Annotated in this window: 13 protein-coding genes; 10 read left to right on the forward strand and 3 right to left on the reverse strand. The window is 75.5% G+C overall.

Annotated features, from left to right (window positions below; translation table 11 throughout):
* Positions 1 to 132: 132 nt before the first annotated feature.
* The 7 genes from ACQUFX_RS32070 (at position 133) to ACQUFX_RS32100 (ending at position 8,766) form a co-directional block, all read left to right on the forward strand.
* Positions 133 to 2,559 (forward strand): sensor histidine kinase, encoded by a 2,427-nt coding sequence (locus tag ACQUFX_RS32070; RefSeq protein WP_428963863.1) that lies wholly within the window; start codon positions 133 to 135, stop codon positions 2,557 to 2,559.
* A 2-nt stretch (positions 2,560 to 2,561) separates the two neighbouring features.
* Positions 2,562 to 2,984: a roadblock/LC7 domain-containing protein gene (locus tag ACQUFX_RS32075; RefSeq protein WP_428963864.1), complete on the forward strand. Its 423-nt coding sequence runs from the start codon at positions 2,562 to 2,564 to the stop codon at positions 2,982 to 2,984.
* A complete protein-coding gene (locus ACQUFX_RS32080; protein WP_067373727.1) occupies positions 2,974 to 3,363 on the forward strand; it encodes a DUF742 domain-containing protein in 390 nt (129 codons plus the stop codon). Before ACQUFX_RS32075 ends, ACQUFX_RS32080 begins: the two co-directional genes overlap by 11 nt.
* Entirely contained in the window at positions 3,344 to 3,940 is a 597-nt protein-coding gene (locus ACQUFX_RS32085; RefSeq protein WP_067373732.1) for a GTP-binding protein, read from the forward strand. The genes ACQUFX_RS32080 and ACQUFX_RS32085 overlap by 20 nt, the downstream gene beginning before the upstream one ends.
* Positions 3,941 to 4,074: 134 nt before the next feature.
* The gene (locus tag ACQUFX_RS32090; RefSeq protein WP_428963865.1) at positions 4,075 to 5,112 is read left to right on the forward strand and encodes a lactonase family protein; all 1,038 of its coding nucleotides are present in this window, start codon (positions 4,075 to 4,077) and stop codon (positions 5,110 to 5,112) included.
* 201 nt (positions 5,113 to 5,313) lie between these two features.
* Entirely contained in the window at positions 5,314 to 7,059 is a 1,746-nt protein-coding gene (locus ACQUFX_RS32095; protein ID WP_428963866.1) for a substrate-binding domain-containing protein, read from the forward strand.
* Between the two features lie 222 nt (positions 7,060 to 7,281).
* On the forward strand, positions 7,282 to 8,766 hold the full coding sequence (locus ACQUFX_RS32100; RefSeq protein ID WP_428963867.1) for a sugar transferase: 1,485 nt from the start codon (positions 7,282 to 7,284) through the stop codon (positions 8,764 to 8,766).
* A 45-nt stretch (positions 8,767 to 8,811) separates the two neighbouring features.
* On the opposite strand, the gene ACQUFX_RS32105 is transcribed toward ACQUFX_RS32100, so the two are convergent.
* Complete coding sequence (locus tag ACQUFX_RS32105; RefSeq protein ID WP_428963868.1) at positions 8,812 to 9,945, reverse strand: PP2C family protein-serine/threonine phosphatase; 1,134 nt, start codon at positions 9,943 to 9,945, stop codon at positions 8,812 to 8,814.
* A 102-nt stretch (positions 9,946 to 10,047) separates the two neighbouring features.
* Between ACQUFX_RS32105 and ACQUFX_RS32110 the strand changes: the two genes are divergently transcribed.
* Positions 10,048 to 10,797, forward strand: a complete 750-nt coding sequence (locus ACQUFX_RS32110) for a MarR family winged helix-turn-helix transcriptional regulator (RefSeq protein ID WP_428963869.1) — start codon at positions 10,048 to 10,050, stop codon at positions 10,795 to 10,797.
* Positions 10,798 to 10,865: 68 nt separating this feature from the next.
* Here the strand turns inward: ACQUFX_RS32110 and ACQUFX_RS32115 are convergent, their stop codons facing one another.
* Both ACQUFX_RS32115 and ACQUFX_RS32120 read right to left on the reverse strand, forming a co-directional pair.
* On the reverse strand, positions 10,866 to 12,536 hold the full coding sequence (locus ACQUFX_RS32115; RefSeq protein ID WP_428963870.1) for a PP2C family protein-serine/threonine phosphatase: 1,671 nt from the start codon (positions 12,534 to 12,536) through the stop codon (positions 10,866 to 10,868).
* A gap of 57 nt (positions 12,537 to 12,593) precedes the next feature.
* Positions 12,594 to 13,925 (reverse strand): ROK family protein, encoded by a 1,332-nt coding sequence (locus ACQUFX_RS32120; RefSeq protein WP_428967144.1) that lies wholly within the window; start codon positions 13,923 to 13,925, stop codon positions 12,594 to 12,596.
* Between the two features lie 53 nt (positions 13,926 to 13,978).
* On the opposite strand from ACQUFX_RS32120, the gene xylA reads away from it, so the two are divergent.
* Both xylA and xylB read left to right on the forward strand, forming a co-directional pair.
* The gene (gene xylA, locus ACQUFX_RS32125; RefSeq protein WP_428963871.1) at positions 13,979 to 15,166 is read left to right on the forward strand and encodes a xylose isomerase; all 1,188 of its coding nucleotides are present in this window, start codon (positions 13,979 to 13,981) and stop codon (positions 15,164 to 15,166) included.
* A gap of 11 nt (positions 15,167 to 15,177) precedes the next feature.
* Complete coding sequence (xylB, locus tag ACQUFX_RS32130; RefSeq protein ID WP_428963872.1) at positions 15,178 to 16,623, forward strand: xylulokinase; 1,446 nt, start codon at positions 15,178 to 15,180, stop codon at positions 16,621 to 16,623.
* The last annotated feature ends 468 nt before the right edge of the window (positions 16,624 to 17,091 follow it).

Raw genomic sequence — 17,091 nt, forward strand, 5'->3', positions numbered from 1 at the left:
CAGCCACAGCCGGTAGTGCATCCGCCCTCGATTACGTATCCTGCCCAAGGTGCCCGTGCCGGTGCCCGGCACCGTGGCCGGGTCCGCCGCTGGTCGGGTGCCTCTTCCGTCACCTGTCCGGGCGAGGTTGCGATGAACACGCGTGACTGGCCGATCCGCGCCAAACTGGCCGCGCTGGTCGTCACCCCCGTTGCCGCACTGGTGGCACTGTGGATCTTCGCGACCACGCTCACCGTCGGCCCGGCCAGCGACCTGCTCGACGCCCGGACCCTGCTCGACGAGTTCGGTCGTCCCGGTGAGCGGGTGGTCGCCGAGTTGCAGAACGAACGCCGGCTCTCGATGGTCCACCTGGCCGGTACCGGCTCGACGTCGCCGCTGCGGCGGCAGTGGGAGCGGACCGACGTGGCCGTCGCCGACCTGCGCCAGCGGCTCGCCGGGGAGTCCCTCCGCGGCGCCACCAACGACCTGCTCGACGCCCGCCTCGACGAGCTGCTCGGCACGTTGGACGCGCTGCCCGCCGGCCGGGGCTTCATCGAGCGGCGGGACGTCGACCGGGCCGGCGCGTTCGGCCTCTACACCGGAATGGTCACCTCGGCCTTCCAGGCCTTCGGGGCGCTGGCCACGCTGCCGGACGCGGACCTCAACCGGCAGGTCGGGGCGCTCACCGACCTCGGCCGGTCCCGGGAACTGCTCGCCCAGACCGACGCGCTGGTGGCCGGTGCGGCGACCGCCGGCCGGTACGCCGAGGGGGAACACACCCGACTCGTACAGACCATCGGCAACCAGCGCTTCCTCATCGAGGGCGCGGTGGCCGAACTGCCCTCGGCGGACCGCACCGCCTACCGGCGGCTGACCGAGCGCGACGAGGCCCGCCGGCTCCAGGAGATGCAGGACGACCTGGTCGCCGCCGGTCGCACCGGGCGTCCCCCGGTGGACCTTGCCGACTGGCGGGCCAGCCACGACGCCGTCCAGCAGCTCATGCGGGACTTCGAGCTGACCCAGTCCGACGCGATGGCCGACCGGTCGGTGCCGGTCGCCATCGGCATCCTGCTCCGGCTCGGCGGGGCGGGCCTGCTCGGGCTGCTCGCCGTGGTGATCTCCGCGCTGGTGGCGCTGCGGGTGGGCCGTTCGCTGGTGCAGCGGCTCACCACGGTCCGCGACGCGGCGCAGGAGATGGCCGACCGCCGGCTGCCCGACGTGCTGCGGCGGCTGCGCCGCGGCGAGGACGTCGACGTCGCCCGGGAGGCTCCCCCGCTGGAGTACGGCCGGGACGAGATCGGCGAGGTGGGCCGGGCGTTCAACGAGGTACGGCGGACCGCCGTCAAGGCGGCGGTGGACGAGGTCACCCTGCGGCGTGGCCTCAACGAGGTCTTCCTCAACATCGCCCGGCGCAGCCAGGGGCTGGTACACCGGCAGTTGGCCGTGCTGGACCGGCTGGAACGGCGGGCCGAGGACCCGGACGAGCTGGCCGAGCTGTTCCGCGTCGACCACCTGGCCGCCCGGCTCCGGCGGCACGCCGAGGACCTGGTCATCCTCGCCGGGGCGGCGCCCGGCCGGGGCTGGCGCAACCCGGTGGCCATGGTCGACCTGGTCCGGGGCGCCACCAGCGAGGTCGAGTCCTACGACCGGGTCGACGTGACCGTGCTGGAGCCGGCCGCCACGGTGGGCCGGGCGGTCGGGGACGTGATCCACCTGCTCGCCGAGCTGATCGAGAACGCCACCGCGTTCTCCCCGCCGCACACCCGGGTCGAGGTCAGCGGCCGGCGCGCCCGGGACGGGTACGCCATCGAGGTGGTCGACCGGGGGCTGGGGATGTCGGCTGCGGCCCTGGCGGAGGCGAACCGACGGCTGGCCACCCCGCCCGACTTCGACCCCGCCGAGAGCGCCCGGCTCGGGCTGTTCGTGGTGGCCCGGCTCGCCGGCCGGCACGGCATCCGGGTACACCTGAGCCCCTCGACGCACGGCGGGGTCTCCGCGACCGTGCTCGTCCCGGCCGACCTGATCACCACCGAGCCGCCCGCGCCCGCCGCGCCGGACCAGGGCCGGATGGCCCGGGTGACCCGGCTGCCCGCCCAGCCGCGTCCCCGGGGCAACCGGGTCACCCGGGAACGGCCGGTCACCTCGGCGCCGGTGGTCCCGCTCGCCGGGGAACGGGTCGGCACGGTCGAGTTGTCCCCGGAGACCGACGGCCTGCCGCGCCGGGTCCGGCGTCGGGGCCCGGCCGCCCGTCCCCGGCAGCCGGGCGGTGAGACGCCGACCCCCCGGTCCCCGGAGGAGGTGCGCCGGGTCATGTCGGCGCTGCAGGCCGGCACCGCCCGGGGTCGGCAGGCCGGCTCCGCCGCCCCCGGCCCGGACGCGCCGACCGCCGGCCCGGCCCCGGCCGCCCCCGCCCCGGCCGTGCCCCCGAACGCGGGTACGCCGACCGCCGCCCCCGGCCCCGCCGGCCCCGGGGTGTCCGCCACCCCCACCGAACCGGGACCGGGTGCCCCGCCACCTCCGTCTCCGCCCGTCGGCGGCGGCGGTCCCGAATCCCCGACCGTGACAGAGAGGGACGCCTAGTGGTGCAACCGACGACGAAGCAGAGCGCTGATCTCGACTGGCTCCTCGACGAGCTGGTCGAACGGGTGCCGGCCGCCCGCCAGGCGGTGGTGCTGTCGGCGGACGGGCTGCTGCTCGGCTCCTCCGCCGACCTCGACCGCACCGACGCCGAGCACCTGTGCGCCATGGCCTCCGGCTTCTCCAGCCTGGCCAAGGGCGCGAGCCGGCACCTCGCCGCCGGGCCGGTCCGGCAGACGGTGGTGGAGATGGAGTCGGCGTACCTCTTCGTCACGGCCGCCGGGCAGGGGGCCTGCCTCGCCGTGGTCAGCGACGCCGACGCGGACATCGGCCTGGTCGCGTACGAGATGGCGATGCTGGTGACCCGGGTGGGCGAGAACCTCAGCGCGCCGGCCAGACAGGCGTCCGGGACCGACGATGCGGGCTGAGTACCCCGACACGCAGCACGAGTGGCTGGACGCCGACGCCGGACCGGTCGTGCGCCCGTACACTCTCACCGGCGGCCGGGTGCGGCCGGCGGTCGAGGGGTTCGACCTGGTGGCGTTCGTGCTCGCCGATCCCGCTGCGGACCTCGACGGCCATCCGCGACTGCATCCGGAACACCGGCGGCTGGTCGAGCTGGCCCGGCGTCCGGTCCCGGTGGCGGAGCTGGCGGCGCGGCTGGACCTCGCGTTGGGCGTGGTCCGGGTGCTCCTCGGCGACCTGCTCGCCGGTGGGCTCGTGTCGGTGCACGAGCCGCCGCGCGGTCCGTTCCTTCCCGACGACAACATCCTCAAGGCGGTGGTCAGTGGACTTCGTGCGCTCTGATCGGGGCGGGCCGCGGGTGCCGTTGGCCCTGAAGATCCTGATCGCCGGCGGGTTCGGAGCCGGCAAGACGACGCTGGTGAGCGCGTTGAGCGAGGTCCGACCGTTGCAGACCGAGGAGGTGCTGACCGGGGCCGGCATCGGCACCGACGACCTCTCCGGGGTGGAGGGGAAGTCCACCACGACGGTGGCGATGGACTTCGGCCGGATCACCATCAACGAGGACCTCCAGGTGTACCTGTTCGGCACCCCCGGCCAGGACCGGTTCTGGTTCCTCTGGGACGAGCTGGCCTTCGGGGCGCTCGGCGCGGTGGTGCTCGCCGACACCCGGCGGTTGGCCGACTGCTTCCCGTCGATCGACTACTTCGAGCAGCGGGGCATCCCGTTCGTGGTCGGCGTGAACTGCTTCGACGGGTCCCGCCGGTTCAGCCTCGACTCGGTCCGGCAGGCGCTCGACCTCGACGACGACGTGCCGATGCTGCTCTGCGACGCCCGGGACCGGCAGTCCGCCAAGCTGGTGCTGATCTCCCTGGTCGAGCACGTGGCCCGGCAGCGGGGCGAGCCGGTCCCGGTGGCCTGAGGCGGCCGGGCGGGTGACGTCCCGCTGCTCCCCGGGCGGCCGGTCGGGAAATTCGCCGGAACGTGGACTGATCGGCCGCCGTAGCGGGCACCCAGTGGTTTGATCGACAGTGGCTCCGGCGGAAGGTGGATCTGGTGACGGAACGGGACTCGATCGTCCACGTCGGTGGCTACACGGCCGAGGGGGGCGGGCAGGCCACCGGCATCGTGGCCGCCCGTCGTGACCCGACGACCGGTGAGCTGACCCCGCTGGGCACGGTGGCGGTCACCCCGTCGCCGTCGTTCCTCACCCGGCACCCCGACCGGCCGGTGCTGTACGCGGTGAACGAGCTGACCGAGGGGACGGTCAGCGCCTTCACCGTCGGCCCGGACGGTGACCTGACCGCGCTGGTGACCCGGCAGACGGGCGGCGCCGAGCCGTGTCACGTCGCGGTCACCCCGGACGGCGCTCACCTGCTCGTCGCCAACTACGGCGGGGGGAGCGTGGCGGTCTTCCCGCTCGACGACGAGGGGGTGCCCGGTACGCGCAGCGACCTGGTCCGGCACGAGGGGCGCGGCCCGGACCCGCAGCGGCAGGAACACGCGCACGCCCACATGGTCTCCCCGGCGTCGGGCCCCGGCCCGCTGCTCGCCGTGGACCTCGGCACCGACGCGGTCTACCGGTACGACCTGGACGCCGCCTCGGGTCGCCTGGTGCCCCGCGCCCCCCGGGTACGCACCTCGCCCGGCTCCGGCCCCCGGCACCTGGCCCGCCACCCCGACGGGCGGCGCTGTTACCTGGTCGGCGAGCTGGACGCCACGGTGACCGCGTACGACCTGACCGCCGACGGCGCGCTGCACCAGCGGGGGCGCGTCGACGCCAGCGAACGGCCGGGGCACGTGCAGCCGTCGGAGGTCGCGGTCGGCCCGGACGGTCGTTTCCTCTACGTCGCCAACCGGGGAGTGGGCACGATCGCGGTCTTCGCGCTGGAGCCGGAGCTGCCGCAGCTCGTGGCCGAGGTGGACACCGGCGGCGAGTGGCCCCGGCACTTCGCCCGCATCGGCGAACATCTGTACGTCGCCGACCAGCGCGCGGACATGGTCCGGGTGTTGCGGGTGGACCCGACGACCGGGGTGCCGGCCGCCGTGGGTGAACCGGTGCCGGTGGCGAGCCCCACGTGTGTCCTGCCCTGAGGGGTGGCCGGCGGGTCGAACGGCCGGTCGAACGGGCCGGTCGGACGGGGGCGGGGAACCCGGCGACACCACGGCGTACTGTGGTTACGCTGCGTAGATAAATAGAGGTCAACTATTTCTCCTGAGTAACTTTCGTCCGAACGGACATGGCAGTCGGGAGCCCTGATCCGCAAGATTGGTCTCGTGTCAGGCCGCCATCGCATGCGAACAGGGTTCCGCGGAGCAGGCGCCGTCGCTTCCGCGACGGCGCTTGTCGTCGTCGTGACCGGTGCGTGGTTCGGTTACCAACAGCTCGCCCAGCCCGGCTGCTCGGGACGGGTGGAACTCGCGGTGGCGGCGGCCCCGGAGCTCGCGCCGGCCGTCGAGGAGGCCGCGACCCAGTGGATGACCGACGGCGCCGCCGTCGGTGGCACCTGCATCGACGTCAAGGTCTCCGCCTCCGACCCGGCCGACGTGGCGGCGGTGGTGGCCGGCAAGCACGGGGCCACCCTGGCCGGGATCGGCCAGGCCAGCGGCACCGCGGTCGCCCCGGACGTCTGGGTACCCGACTCCTCCACCTGGTTGCTGCTGCTGCGCAACGGTGGGGCCACCGCGTTCGCCCCGGACAACAACGCCTCCATCGCGCGCAGCCCGGTGGTCCTCGCCGTGCCGGAACCGGTCGCCTCCAGCCGGCTCGGCTGGCCGGAGAAGAAGCTCACCTGGTCGGACCTGCTGGGCCAGGTGACCAGCAGCAAGCCGTTGCGCACCGGGATCGTCGAGCCGACCCGGGACGCCGCCGGGCTCTCCGGGCTGCTCTCGCTGACGGCCGCCGCCAGCGGTGCCGGGGAGGACGCCAGGTCGGCCACCACCGGCGCGCTGCGGGCGCTGGCCACCGGCCGTTCGGCGCTGCGGGGCGACCTGCTCGCGCGGTTCCCGCGCGCCAACGACCCGGCGACCATCGCCAGCGGCCTCGCCGCCGCCGCCCTCTCCGAGGAGGACGTGATGGCGTACAACCGGGAGCAGCCGCCGGTGCCGCTGGCCGCGATCTACCTGGAGCCGGCGCCGATGCCGCTGGACTACCCGTACGCGGTGCTGCCCGGCATCGAGCCGGCCAAGGCGTCCGCCGCACGGGTGCTGTTCGAGGTGCTCACCACGGCCGACTTCCGCAACAAGCTGGCGACGCGGGCCCTGCGCGGCCCGGACGGCAACTGGGGCGACGGGTTCGAGCCCCCGGTGGGGGCGCCGAGCCCGGCCGGGGGCGCCGACGGCGGGTCACCGGCCGGCGGCGGCACCGCCGCGGGCGGGCTGGACCCGGCGGCGATCGAGAACGCGGTCACCGGCTGGTCGATCGCCACCCAGTCCGGCCGGATGCTCTGCGTCATCGACGTCTCCGGCTCCATGAAGCGGGAGGTCCCGAGCGCCAACAACGCCACCCGGGCACAGGTCACGGTGGAGGCGGCGCGGCGGGGCCTGGGGCTGTTCGACGACTCCTGGTCGATCGGGCTGTGGACCTTCTCCACCAACCTGGTCGGTGACCGGGACTGGAACGAGGTCGTCGAGATCGGTCCGTTGTCCACCCAGCGGGGGCGGTTGGAGCAGGGGCTGGGCACCGTCCGGCCGTCGAACGGCGACACCGGCCTGTACGACACGGTGCTCGCCGCGTACCGGGCCGTGCAGGAGGGCTGGGAGCCGGGCCGGGTCAACTCCGTGGTGCTCTTCACCGACGGCAAGAACGAGGACGCGAACGGGATCTCGCAGGCGCGGCTGCTGTCCGAGCTGAAGCGGATCGCCGATCCGGAGCGCCCGATCCAGGTGGTCATCATCGGCATCGGCAGCGAGGTGAGCCGGACGGAGCTGGAGTCGATCACCAAGGTCACCGGCGGTGGTGCCTTCGTCACCGAGGATCCCACCAGGATCGGTGAGATCTTCCTGAAGGCCATCGCCCTGCGTCCGACCGCACCCCGCTGAACGCCTCCACGGACCATGGAGATCCCACCGGCCCGTCGTACCGGCGCACCGGTACGGCCGTCCCGTGCCGACTCCGTCGACCGGGGGGAAACTGACGGTAATGCGTCGGAAGCGATCGGCGAGCATCATTGTCAGGGCACGATGTCGGAGTGCCTCCGGCACGGGTCCACCATGGACCGGCAGCAGCCGCCGGAGCCAGCACCGAGCGATGTGGGAGGGCCGGTGGCCACGGCGACCCTGTTGACCCCTGGTAGCACGTCGACGCGACCGGGCACCGACCCGTCCGCCCCGCTGGCCCGTGCCGACCAGCGGGCGTACGTCCAGGGGCTGGTGGTGCTGGACACCGCCGTCGTGGCGCTCGCCGTGCTCGCGGCGTACCTGGCCCGCTTCGGTGACGCCGAACCGCGCGGCTCGGAGATCCCGTACGTCCTGGTCGCGCCCGGCCTGGTGCTGGGCTGGCTGGTCTCGCTCAAGGCGATGCGCTGCTACGACGACCGGGTGATCGGGTACGGCGCGGACGAGTACCGCCGGGTCAGCAGCGCCAGCCTCCGGCTGGCCGGCACGATCGCCATCCTCGGGTACGTCTTCGACCTGGGTGTCTCCCGGGGTTTCCTGGCCATCTCGTTCGCCCTGGGCATCGTCGGGCTGGAACTGGCCCGCTTCGCGGCCCGCAAGCGGCTGCACCGGGCGCGGATCCGGGGGGCCGGCTGGTCCCGCCGGGTGCTGGTGGTCGGGGACACCGCGCACGTGCTGGAACTGGTGCACACCCTCCGCCGCGAACCGTACGCCGGGTACCACGTGGTCGGCGCCTGCATCCCGGACGCGCTGCTGGCCCCCGTCGCGCAGCGGCTCGGCGACGTGCCGGTGGTCGGGTCGTTCCGGGGGATCCCGGAGGCGGCCACCGCGATCGGCGCGGACACCGTCGCGGTCACCGCCTCCGGCGAGCTGACCGCGACCCGGCTGCGCCGGCTCGGCTGGCAACTGGAGGGTACCGGCGTCGACCTGGTGCTCGCGCCCGCGCTCACCGACGTCGCGGGCCCCCGGATCCACACCCGGCCGGTCGCCGGCCTGCCGCTGATCCACGTGGAGGCACCGGAGTTCCGGGGGGCCCGCAAGCTCGTCAAGGGCTTCGTCGACCGGGCCGCCGCCGTGGTCGCCCTGCTGCTGCTCCTGCCGCTGCTGCTGGTGATCGCGCTGGCGATCAAGCTGAACAGCCGGGGGCCGGTGCTGTTCCGGCAGGTCCGGGTCGGCCAGGGCGGCCGGGAGTTCGGCGTGTACAAGTTCCGCACCATGGTGGTGAACGCCGACGCGCTGCTGGCCGAGCTGGCCGCCCGCAACGAGACGGACGGGCTGCTGTTCAAGATGCGCGACGACCCCCGGGTGACCCGGATCGGCCGGCTGCTGCGCAAGTGGTCCCTGGACGAGCTGCCCCAGCTCGTCAACGTGCTGTTCGGCCAGATGAGCCTGGTGGGCCCCCGGCCGCCGCTGCCCTCCGAGGTGGCCCGGTACGACGGAGACGTCGCCCGGCGGCTGCTGGTCAAGCCCGGCATGACCGGCCTCTGGCAGGTCAGCGGGCGGTCCGACCTGAGCTGGGAGGACGGCATCCGGCTCGACCTCTACTACGTGGAGAACTGGTCGCTCGCCGCCGACCTGACCATCCTGTGGAAGACGGTCGGCGCGGTGGTCAACGGACGCGGCGCCTACTGACCCCGTCGGGGTGTGCCGGCGCCCCGGCGGGCCCGCCCCGGCCGGTCAGGAGCCGGGGCCGGTCCAGTCCAGGCAGACCACCACGGCGTCGTCGACCAGGTCCCCGGCGACGAACGCCCGCAGGTCCCCGATCAGGGACCGGACCGCGTCCAGCGGCGGCAGCGGGACGGTCCGGCGCAGGAACCGGTCCAGCGCCGCGTCGCCGTAGCGGGCCTGCTGGCCGACGGCCTCGACCACACCGTCGCTGACCACGAAGAGCCGGTCGCCCCGGCGCAGCTCGAAGCGCTGCTCCCGGTAGTCCGTGCCCTCGAACATGCCGAGCGGGAACTGCTTCTCCAGCGGCCAGTCGTGGACCTCGCCGTCGCGCAGCAGCACCAGGCGGGGGGAGCCGGCGTCGACGGCGGTCAGCACCCCGGAGCGCAGGTCCAGCTCCAGCAGCAGGGCGGAGAGGTGCTGCTCGCCCCGGTGCAGCGCGTACACCGCCTGGTCGGCCAGGGCGGCCTGGTCGGCCAGGGCGAGCCCGCCCCGGCGGGCGTTGCGCAGCGCGTGGGTGGCCAGCGAGGTGAGCAGCGAGGCGGCGACCCCCTCCCCACCGCCGTTGATGGTCGACAGCCAGACCCGGTGCCCGTCGTCGGACCAGTCGAAGCTGTCGCCCTTGACCGCGTACGCCGGCTCAAGCTGCCCGGCCAGGCTGAACGAGGGACGGACCCGGCTGCGGGCCGGCAGCAGGTCCCACTGCATCTCGGCGGCGAGGGTGAGCCGGCGGCTGCGGCGGGACGCCCGGTAGACGTCGGTGCCCGCCGAGACGGCGGTCACCTCGTGCCCGAGGGCGGTGGCGATGCCGGCCAGCTCGGCGACGAGGGCCGGGTCCTCGGGGACCGGGGCCAGCCGCAGCACCCCCCGGCGCTCCCCGCGCATGCCGACCGGGAACCAGCCGACCCCGTCCGCCAGCACCGGCTCCTGGTGGTCGAAGCAGCGCCAGGCCGGGTGCCCGGGGCTGGTGATCCCCGTCTCCTCCTCGCCCAGCGGCAGCAGCTCGGCCAGGCGGTAGTCGACCTGGAACAGCTCCGCCGAGGTGATCCCGTACGACCGGGTCAGCTCCTCCGAGAGCCGGTCGACGAGCAGATCGGCCGGGGCCTCGATCAGGCTCCGGCGGGCCCGCTCCTCCGCTGCGCTCATCGTCTCAGTCCTTCTCAGTTGGCCGGTGACCAGGGGCGGCGGGGTAACCTCGTGCGCACCATGGCCGAACAGCAGCATGGTCCGATCGGACCAGAAGCGAGTATGGCTGCCGCGTTGGACGACGCGGCGGGCACCCTGCTGGCTGTCTGGGAGGCGGCCCGGGAACGGACCACCCACCGGCTCTCCAGCGCGCAGTTGCGGGCCGTGGTGGTGGTGGACCGGCGCGACGGGATCAACCTCCGCCGGCTCGCGGCCGAGCTGAACATGCTCCTGTCGTCGGCCAGCCGGCTCTGCGACCGGCTGGAGGCCGCCGGCATGCTGGAGCGCGAGCCGGGCCGGGTCGACCGGCGGGAGATCTCGCTGCACCTGACCCCGCAGGCACGTCGCCTGCTGGCCGAGTTGCAGGCGGACCGCCGGCAGCGGCTGACCGAGGTGCTGGCCGGGATGAGCGCCGCCGGGCGGCAGGCGCTGCTGCGGGGCATCACCGAGTTCGACGAGGTGGGCCGGGCCCAGCCGGGGCCGCCCGACGCCCCCGACGCGACGCCGCCCGCCGACCCGGCACCGCCCCTCGACGCCGCTTCCACCCGGCACGGGCGCGCCGAGCCGGCCGTCGAGCCGCAGGGCGTCCCGCCCACCGGGCCGGTGGAGCCGCCGGACGGGCTACGGGGGGAGCGGCGGAGCCGGGAGGCCGGCCCGGACCGGTGGCGATCCGGCAGTGGGCGGGACTCCTGGCCCGCGCCGCAGGCCGGTGGCCCCACCGTGCCCCCGCAACCGACCCGCCTGCTGCCCGGCCCCGCGCCCGCGTCCCGCCCCGGCCCGCCGTCCGGCGGCGCGGTGGCCCGTACCGCCTGACCGCACCGGTCCGTCCGGACGGCGGCCCACCCGCCTGCCACCCCGGCCCGACCCCGGGGTCCCGGCGGTCAGCGGGGGGTCGCGCGCAGGGCCAGCACGGCGATGTCGTCGTGGCTCTGCCCGTCCAGCCACTCGTCGACGAGTTGGAGCAGCCGGTCGACCACGGCGGCCGGCGGGAGCCCGGCGCTGGCTTCCAGCGCCTGGCGCAGCCGGGTCTCGCCGAACATCTCCCCGTCCCGGGGACCGCCGCGCGCCTCCGTCACCCCGTCGGTGTAGGCGACCAGCAGCTCACCCGGGGCGAGCACGAACTCGGCCTCGGCGAACCGGGCGGTGGCCAGGGCGCCGATCGGCATCCCGCCGACCCGGACCGGTGTGACGGTGCCGTCGGGGCGCAGGACCAGCGGGGCCGGATGGCCGCCCCCGGCGATCCGGACCCGGGTTTCGTCGCCCGGCCCCCGGCTCACCGTGCCCAGCAGCAGGGTGGTGAACTGGCTGCGCCGGGCGGCGTCCGGCGTGTCGAACAGCGCCCGGTTGAGCAGCTCCATCAGCGCCAGCGGGCGCTGCTCGACCAGCCGCAGGGTCTGCAACGACTGGCGGACCCGGCCGGTGAGCACGGCCGCGCCGACGCCCTTGCCGCAGACGTCGCCGAGGGCGAACATCGCGCCGCCCTCGGTCCGGAACACGTCGTAGAAGTCGCCGCCGATGCGCAGGCTGTCCCCGGCCGCCCGGTACCCGCTGGCCAGGGCGAGCCCGGGGACGGTGGGCAGCTCCGGCGGGAGGAGGCTGTGTTGCAGGACCCGGGCCAGGTGGGTCTGCTCCCCGTACAGGTCGGCGGTGGCCAGGGCCGCCCCCGCGCGGGCGGCGAACTCCCGGGCCAGCTCGACCTCGCGGGCGTCGAAGCCGGCCCGGCCGACCCGGCGCAGCAGCACCAGCGCGCCGGCCGGCCCACCGGCCCCGGTCATCGGGCTGACCAGGACGGCGCCCGGCCGGCCGAAGGTGGCGGGCAGCAGCGCGGCCAGGTCGGCCAACTCCGCGTCCAGCCCCGGGCCGGGCTCGCCCACCTCGCCGTCGAGCGCCTCGGCGAGCCCCGGCACCCCGCCGGGGAACTGCCCCGAGCCGGTACCGCTGGCCGGGGCGGGGTCGCCGTCGGCGTACCGGATCCAGTGCGACGCGTCGTCGGCGGGCGGGGGCGGGAGGTGGACGACCAGCGCGGCGTCGGCCAGGTACGGCACCGGCAGGGTCACCGCGGTCCGGAGCGTCTGCTCCCGGTGCAGCGAGACGCCGAGCCGGCTGCCGGCCTGGGCGAGGAAGGCGGTCCGGGACCGCTCCGCGAGCAACGCGTCGGTACGGGCCTGCTCCTCGGTGACGTCCCGGACGTACCAGGCGTGTCCGCCGCCGGCCAGGCGTCGCCGGGAGCCGCGCAGCCGTCGGCCGTGGTGTTCGGTGTCGAAGGCGTCCACGCCCGCCCGGACGGCCCGGCCCAGCGCCGGGACCGGGCACAGCGCCAGCTCCGCCCCGGCGACCACCTCGGGGAGCAGGTCGGCGGCCATCGCGTTGACCAGCGTCACCACCCCGGCGGGGTCGGTGGTGACGACCGCCTCGGCGAGCCCGTCCAGCAGTTCACGGGCGAGCCGGCCGTCGGTCCCGGGCGCGGCGGCCGGGGCCGGCCGGGACTGCGGACCCGGTGACCGCCCGCCGTCGACCGGCCCGGCACGACCGGGCCGTCTGGCCGTGGTCACCGGTCGTCGCCGGACGCCCTGGTCGGCTGGCCGCTGTGCATGCTGGTACCGCTCTCCCTACCGTGGGGGATCGTTGCCTCCCGGCAAGCGTACCGACGTCGGTCGGCTCCCGCCCATCCAGGAAGCGCGCCGGCCGGCCAGCCAGCCGCTCGGGTCGGCGATGATCCGCCGGACCACCGAGCCGGCCGCCCCCACCACCGCCGCCTCCGGCCCGAGCCGCGCCGGGCGGACCGTCACCGGCGCCCACGCGGCGGTGAGCACCCGGCGGTCGATCTCGGTCAGCACCGGCGGGCCCAGCCAGGGGGCGAGCGGGGCGTATCCACCGCCGAGGACCACGGTGTCCAGGTCCAGCAGGTTGACCACGGCGGCGACCGCCACGCCGAGCGCCGTGCCGGCGTCGTGCAGGGCGCGCAGCGCGGTGGGCTCGTCGGCCTCGGCGAGCGCGGCCAGCCGGGTCGCGGCGGTGTCCGCCGGAAGGTCGGCCCAGGTCAGGCCGGCCGCGGTGAGGATGGCCTCCTGCCCGGCGTACTGCTCCAGGCATCCCCGGCCGCCGCACCGGCAGGACGGACCCTCCGGCTGGATCGGGATGTGGCCGATCTCGCCGCTCCAGCCCCGGGCGCCCCGGAAGAGGGCACCGTCGAGGACGATCCCGGCGCCGATGCCCACCTCACCGGAGATGTGCAGGAAACTGGCGGTGTCGGAGGAGACGGTGTGCAGTTCCCCCAGGGCGGCCAGGTTCGCCTCGTTCTCGACCACCAGCGGCGGGATCCCGGTGACCGGCTCGACCGGCGGCAGGTGCCGGCGGAGCAGGACGGGGACGTCCACCTCCCGCCAGCCGAGGTTGGGGGCGAGACGGACCAGCCCGCCGTCCCCGACCAGTCCGGGTACGCCCAGCGCGGTGCCGGCCAGGGTGAGTCCCTGCCGGCGGGCGTCCGCGCGGGCCCGGGTGGCCAGGTCGCCGAGCCGGGCCAGCGCGTCGGCGGGGGAGACCGGGCGCAGGTCGGCCCGGTGCACGGTGTGGTGCCGGACGGTGCCGGCGAGGTCCACCACGCAGGCGGCGAGGTAGTCGACGTTGACCTCCAGCCCGAGACCGGCCGGGCCGTCCCCGGCGAGCACGAGGCCCCGGGCGGGTCGGCCGGCCCCGGTGCGCGGGGCGGGTCCGGCCTCGGTGACCAGCCGGCCGCCGATCAGGTCGTCGACGACCGCCGAGACGGTGGCCCGGGTGAGGCCGGTGCCGGCGGCCAGTTCGGCGCGGGACGGCGGCCGGGAGGCGGCAGCGATCCGGCCGAGGACGACGGCGAGGTTGAGTTCCCGGAGGCTGGCCTGGCGGACCGCGCCGGCCGGACTGCTGGCTCGACTCACCACTTGACACTGCCACAGCGCCGCCAAATAATTCAACCACTGAACAAATAGCCGCCGTCCCATTCCCCCGGAGGTTCAGCATGGCGCCCCGTCCCACCCCCGCCGACAAGTTCTCCTTCGGTCTCTGGACGGTGGGCTGGCCGGCCCGCGACCCGTTCGGCGACGCCACCCGGCCGGAACTGGACCCGGTTGAGGCCGTGCACCGCCTCGCCGAGCTGGGCGCGTACGGGATCACCTTCCACGACGACGACCTGATCCCGTTCGGCGTCGACGCCGCCACCCGTGACCAGCACATCGCCCGCTTCCGCAAGGCCCTCGACGAGACCGGCCTGGTGGTACCGATGGTGACCACCAACCTCTTCACCCACCCGGTGTTCAAGGACGGCGGCTTCACCAGCAACGACCGCGACGTCCGGCGGTACGCGCTGCGCAAGGTGCTGCGCAACGTCGACCTCGCCGCCGAGCTGGGCGCGAAGACCTTCGTCATGTGGGGCGGCCGGGAGGGCTCCGAGTACGACGTCGCCAAGGACATCCGGGCCGCCCTGGAGCGGTACCGCGAGGCCGTCGACCTGCTCACCCAGTACGTCATCGACCGGGGGTACGACCTGCGGTTCGCCATCGAGCCCAAGCCGAACGAGCCGCGCGGCGACATCCTGCTGCCCACCGTCGGGCACGCGCTCGCCTTCATCTCCACCCTGGCCCACCCCGACCGGGTCGGCCTCAACCCCGAGGTCGGGCACGAGCAGATGGCCGGGCTCAACTACGCCCACGGCATCGCCCAGGCGCTCTGGCAGGGCAAGCTGTTCCATCTCGACCTCAACGGCCAGCGGGGCATCAAGTACGACCAGGACCTGGTCTTCGGCCACGGTGACCTGCTCAACGCGTTCGCCCTGGTGGACCTGCTGGAGCACGGCGGCCCCGACGGGGTGCCCGCGTACGACGGGCCCCGGCACTTCGACTACAAGCCGTCGCGGACCGAGGACATCACCGGCGTGTGGGCCTCGGCCGAGGCGAACATGCGGACGTACCTGCTGCTCAAGGAGCGGGCGGCGGCGTTTAGGGCCGACCCGGAGGTGGCCGAGGCGCTGGCCGCCAGCAAGGTCGCCGACCTGGCCACGCCGACCCTCGACCCGGGCGAGTCCTACGCCGAGCTGCTCGCCGACACCTCCGCGTTCGAGACGTTCGACGTCGACCGGGCCGGCGCGCAGGGCTACGGCTTCGTCCGGCTCAACCAGCTCGCCGTCGAGCACCTGCTCGGCGCGCGCTGAGGCCGGTCGCCATGCCGCTCGTCGCCGGGGTGGACTCCTCCACCCAGTCCTGCAAGGTCGTCGTCCGGGACGCGGAGACCGGTGAGCTGGTCCGCCAGGGCCGCGCGCCGCACCCGGACGGCACCGAGGTCGACCCGGCCGCCTGGTGGCAGGCGCTCGGGACGGCCGCCGAGGCCGCCGGTGGGCTGGCCGACGTGGCCGCCGTCGCCGTCGCCGGGCAGCAGCACGGGATGGTCTGCCTCGACGAGGCCGGGGAGGTGGTCCGGCCGGCGCTGCTGTGGAACGACACCCGCTCGGCCGGGGCCGCCGCCGACCTGGTCGCCGAGGCCGGCCCGGGGGAGACCGGCCGCCGGTTCTGGGCCGAGGCGACCGGGTCCGTCCCGGTGGCCAGCTTCACCGTCACCAAGCTGCGCTGGCTGGCCCGGCACGAGCCGGCGGCGGCGGCCCGGGTGGCGGCGGTCTGCCTGCCGCACGACTGGCTGACCTGGCGGCTGGGCGGGGCGGCCGGACTGGCCGCCCTGCGGACCGACCGCAGCGACGCCAGCGGCACCGGCTACTGGTCCACCGCGACCGGCCGGTACCGTCCCGACCTGCTCGAACAGGCCTTCGGGCGGCAGCTCGAGCTGCCCGTGGTGCTCGGTCCGGCCGACGTGGCCGGGACGCTCGCCGACGGCGTCCTGCCCGGCGGGACACCGTCCGGCGGGGTGCCGCTCGGCCCCGGGGCCGGGGACAACGCCGCCGCCGGGCTCGGCGTCGGCGCCCGCCCCGGCGACGTGGTCGTCTCCATCGGCACCTCCGGCACCGTGTTCAGCGTCGCCGACACCCCGGCCGCCGACCCGGAGGGGACGGTCGCCGGGTTCGCCGACTGCACCGGCCGGTTCCTGCCGCTGGTCTGCACGCTCAACGCGGCCCGGGTGCTCGACGCCGCCGCCGGGCTGCTCCGGGTCACCCTGGACGAGCTGGCCGACCTGGCGCTGGCCGCCCCGCCCGGCGCGGACGGGCTGGTCATGATCCCCTACCTGGAGGGGGAGCGGACCCCGAACCGGCCGGACGCCACCGGCGCGGTGCACGGGCTGACCCTGCGCACCGCCACCCCGGCGCACCTGGCCCGGGCGGCGGTCGAGGGGATGCTCTGCGCCCTCGCCGACGGGCTCGACGCGCTGCGGGCCCAGGGCGCCCGGGTGGAGCGGGTGCTGCTGGTCGGCGGCGGGGCCCGGTCGGCGGCGGTCCGCCGGATCGCGCCGCAGGTCTTCGGCTGCCCGGTGGTCGTCCCTCCGCCCGGGGAGTACGTCGCCGACGGGGCCGCCCGCCAGGCCGCCTGGGTCGCCCTCGGCGGGGCGGCGGCACCGGACTGGCCGCTGGCCGGCACCGAGGAGTACGCGGCCGACCCGGTCCCGGCCATCCGCGACCGGTACGCCGACGCCCGCGAGCAGGTCGTCGACCGCCTCCCCGGCTGACCCCGGTCCCGGGTCACCGGGTCACTGCTCTGGGCCGTCACCCTTGCCGTGGTCGCGGGCCAGGGCACTGGGCCGGGTGACTGGACCGCCGGGCGCGGTGGCGAGCCAGGTTCCCGGACTGCCTACCCCGGCTGCCCGACTGGTTGTTCTGGCCATCCTTTCGAGCTGCTCCGTCTGTGGGACCAGCCCTCGTCACCGGCGCGCCGTACCGCCCGGGTGGGCGTCGGCCGGTCCCGGCCCGGCCGGTTGACGTCCCTGGCCGGACCGGTCGGGGCCAGGGCCATGATGTGCGTGGCCGGCTCGGCCCGGACGGTGACCGTGGCGCGGCTGGTGGGGGCCTGATCCGTGGTGGCGGCCAGACCGGTTGTCGTCGCGGTGGTGGCCGGGGCCATCGGTAGGGTGCGGCAAAGGGACGGGCCGGGCGGGTGCGACGATGCCCGGGGCGGGATGCGTGTGCCGCTCGGCGGT

It is taken from the genome of Micromonospora fluostatini, assembly GCF_050410825.1.
In the GTDB taxonomy this organism is placed as follows: domain Bacteria; phylum Actinomycetota; class Actinomycetes; order Mycobacteriales; family Micromonosporaceae; genus Micromonospora; species Micromonospora rosaria.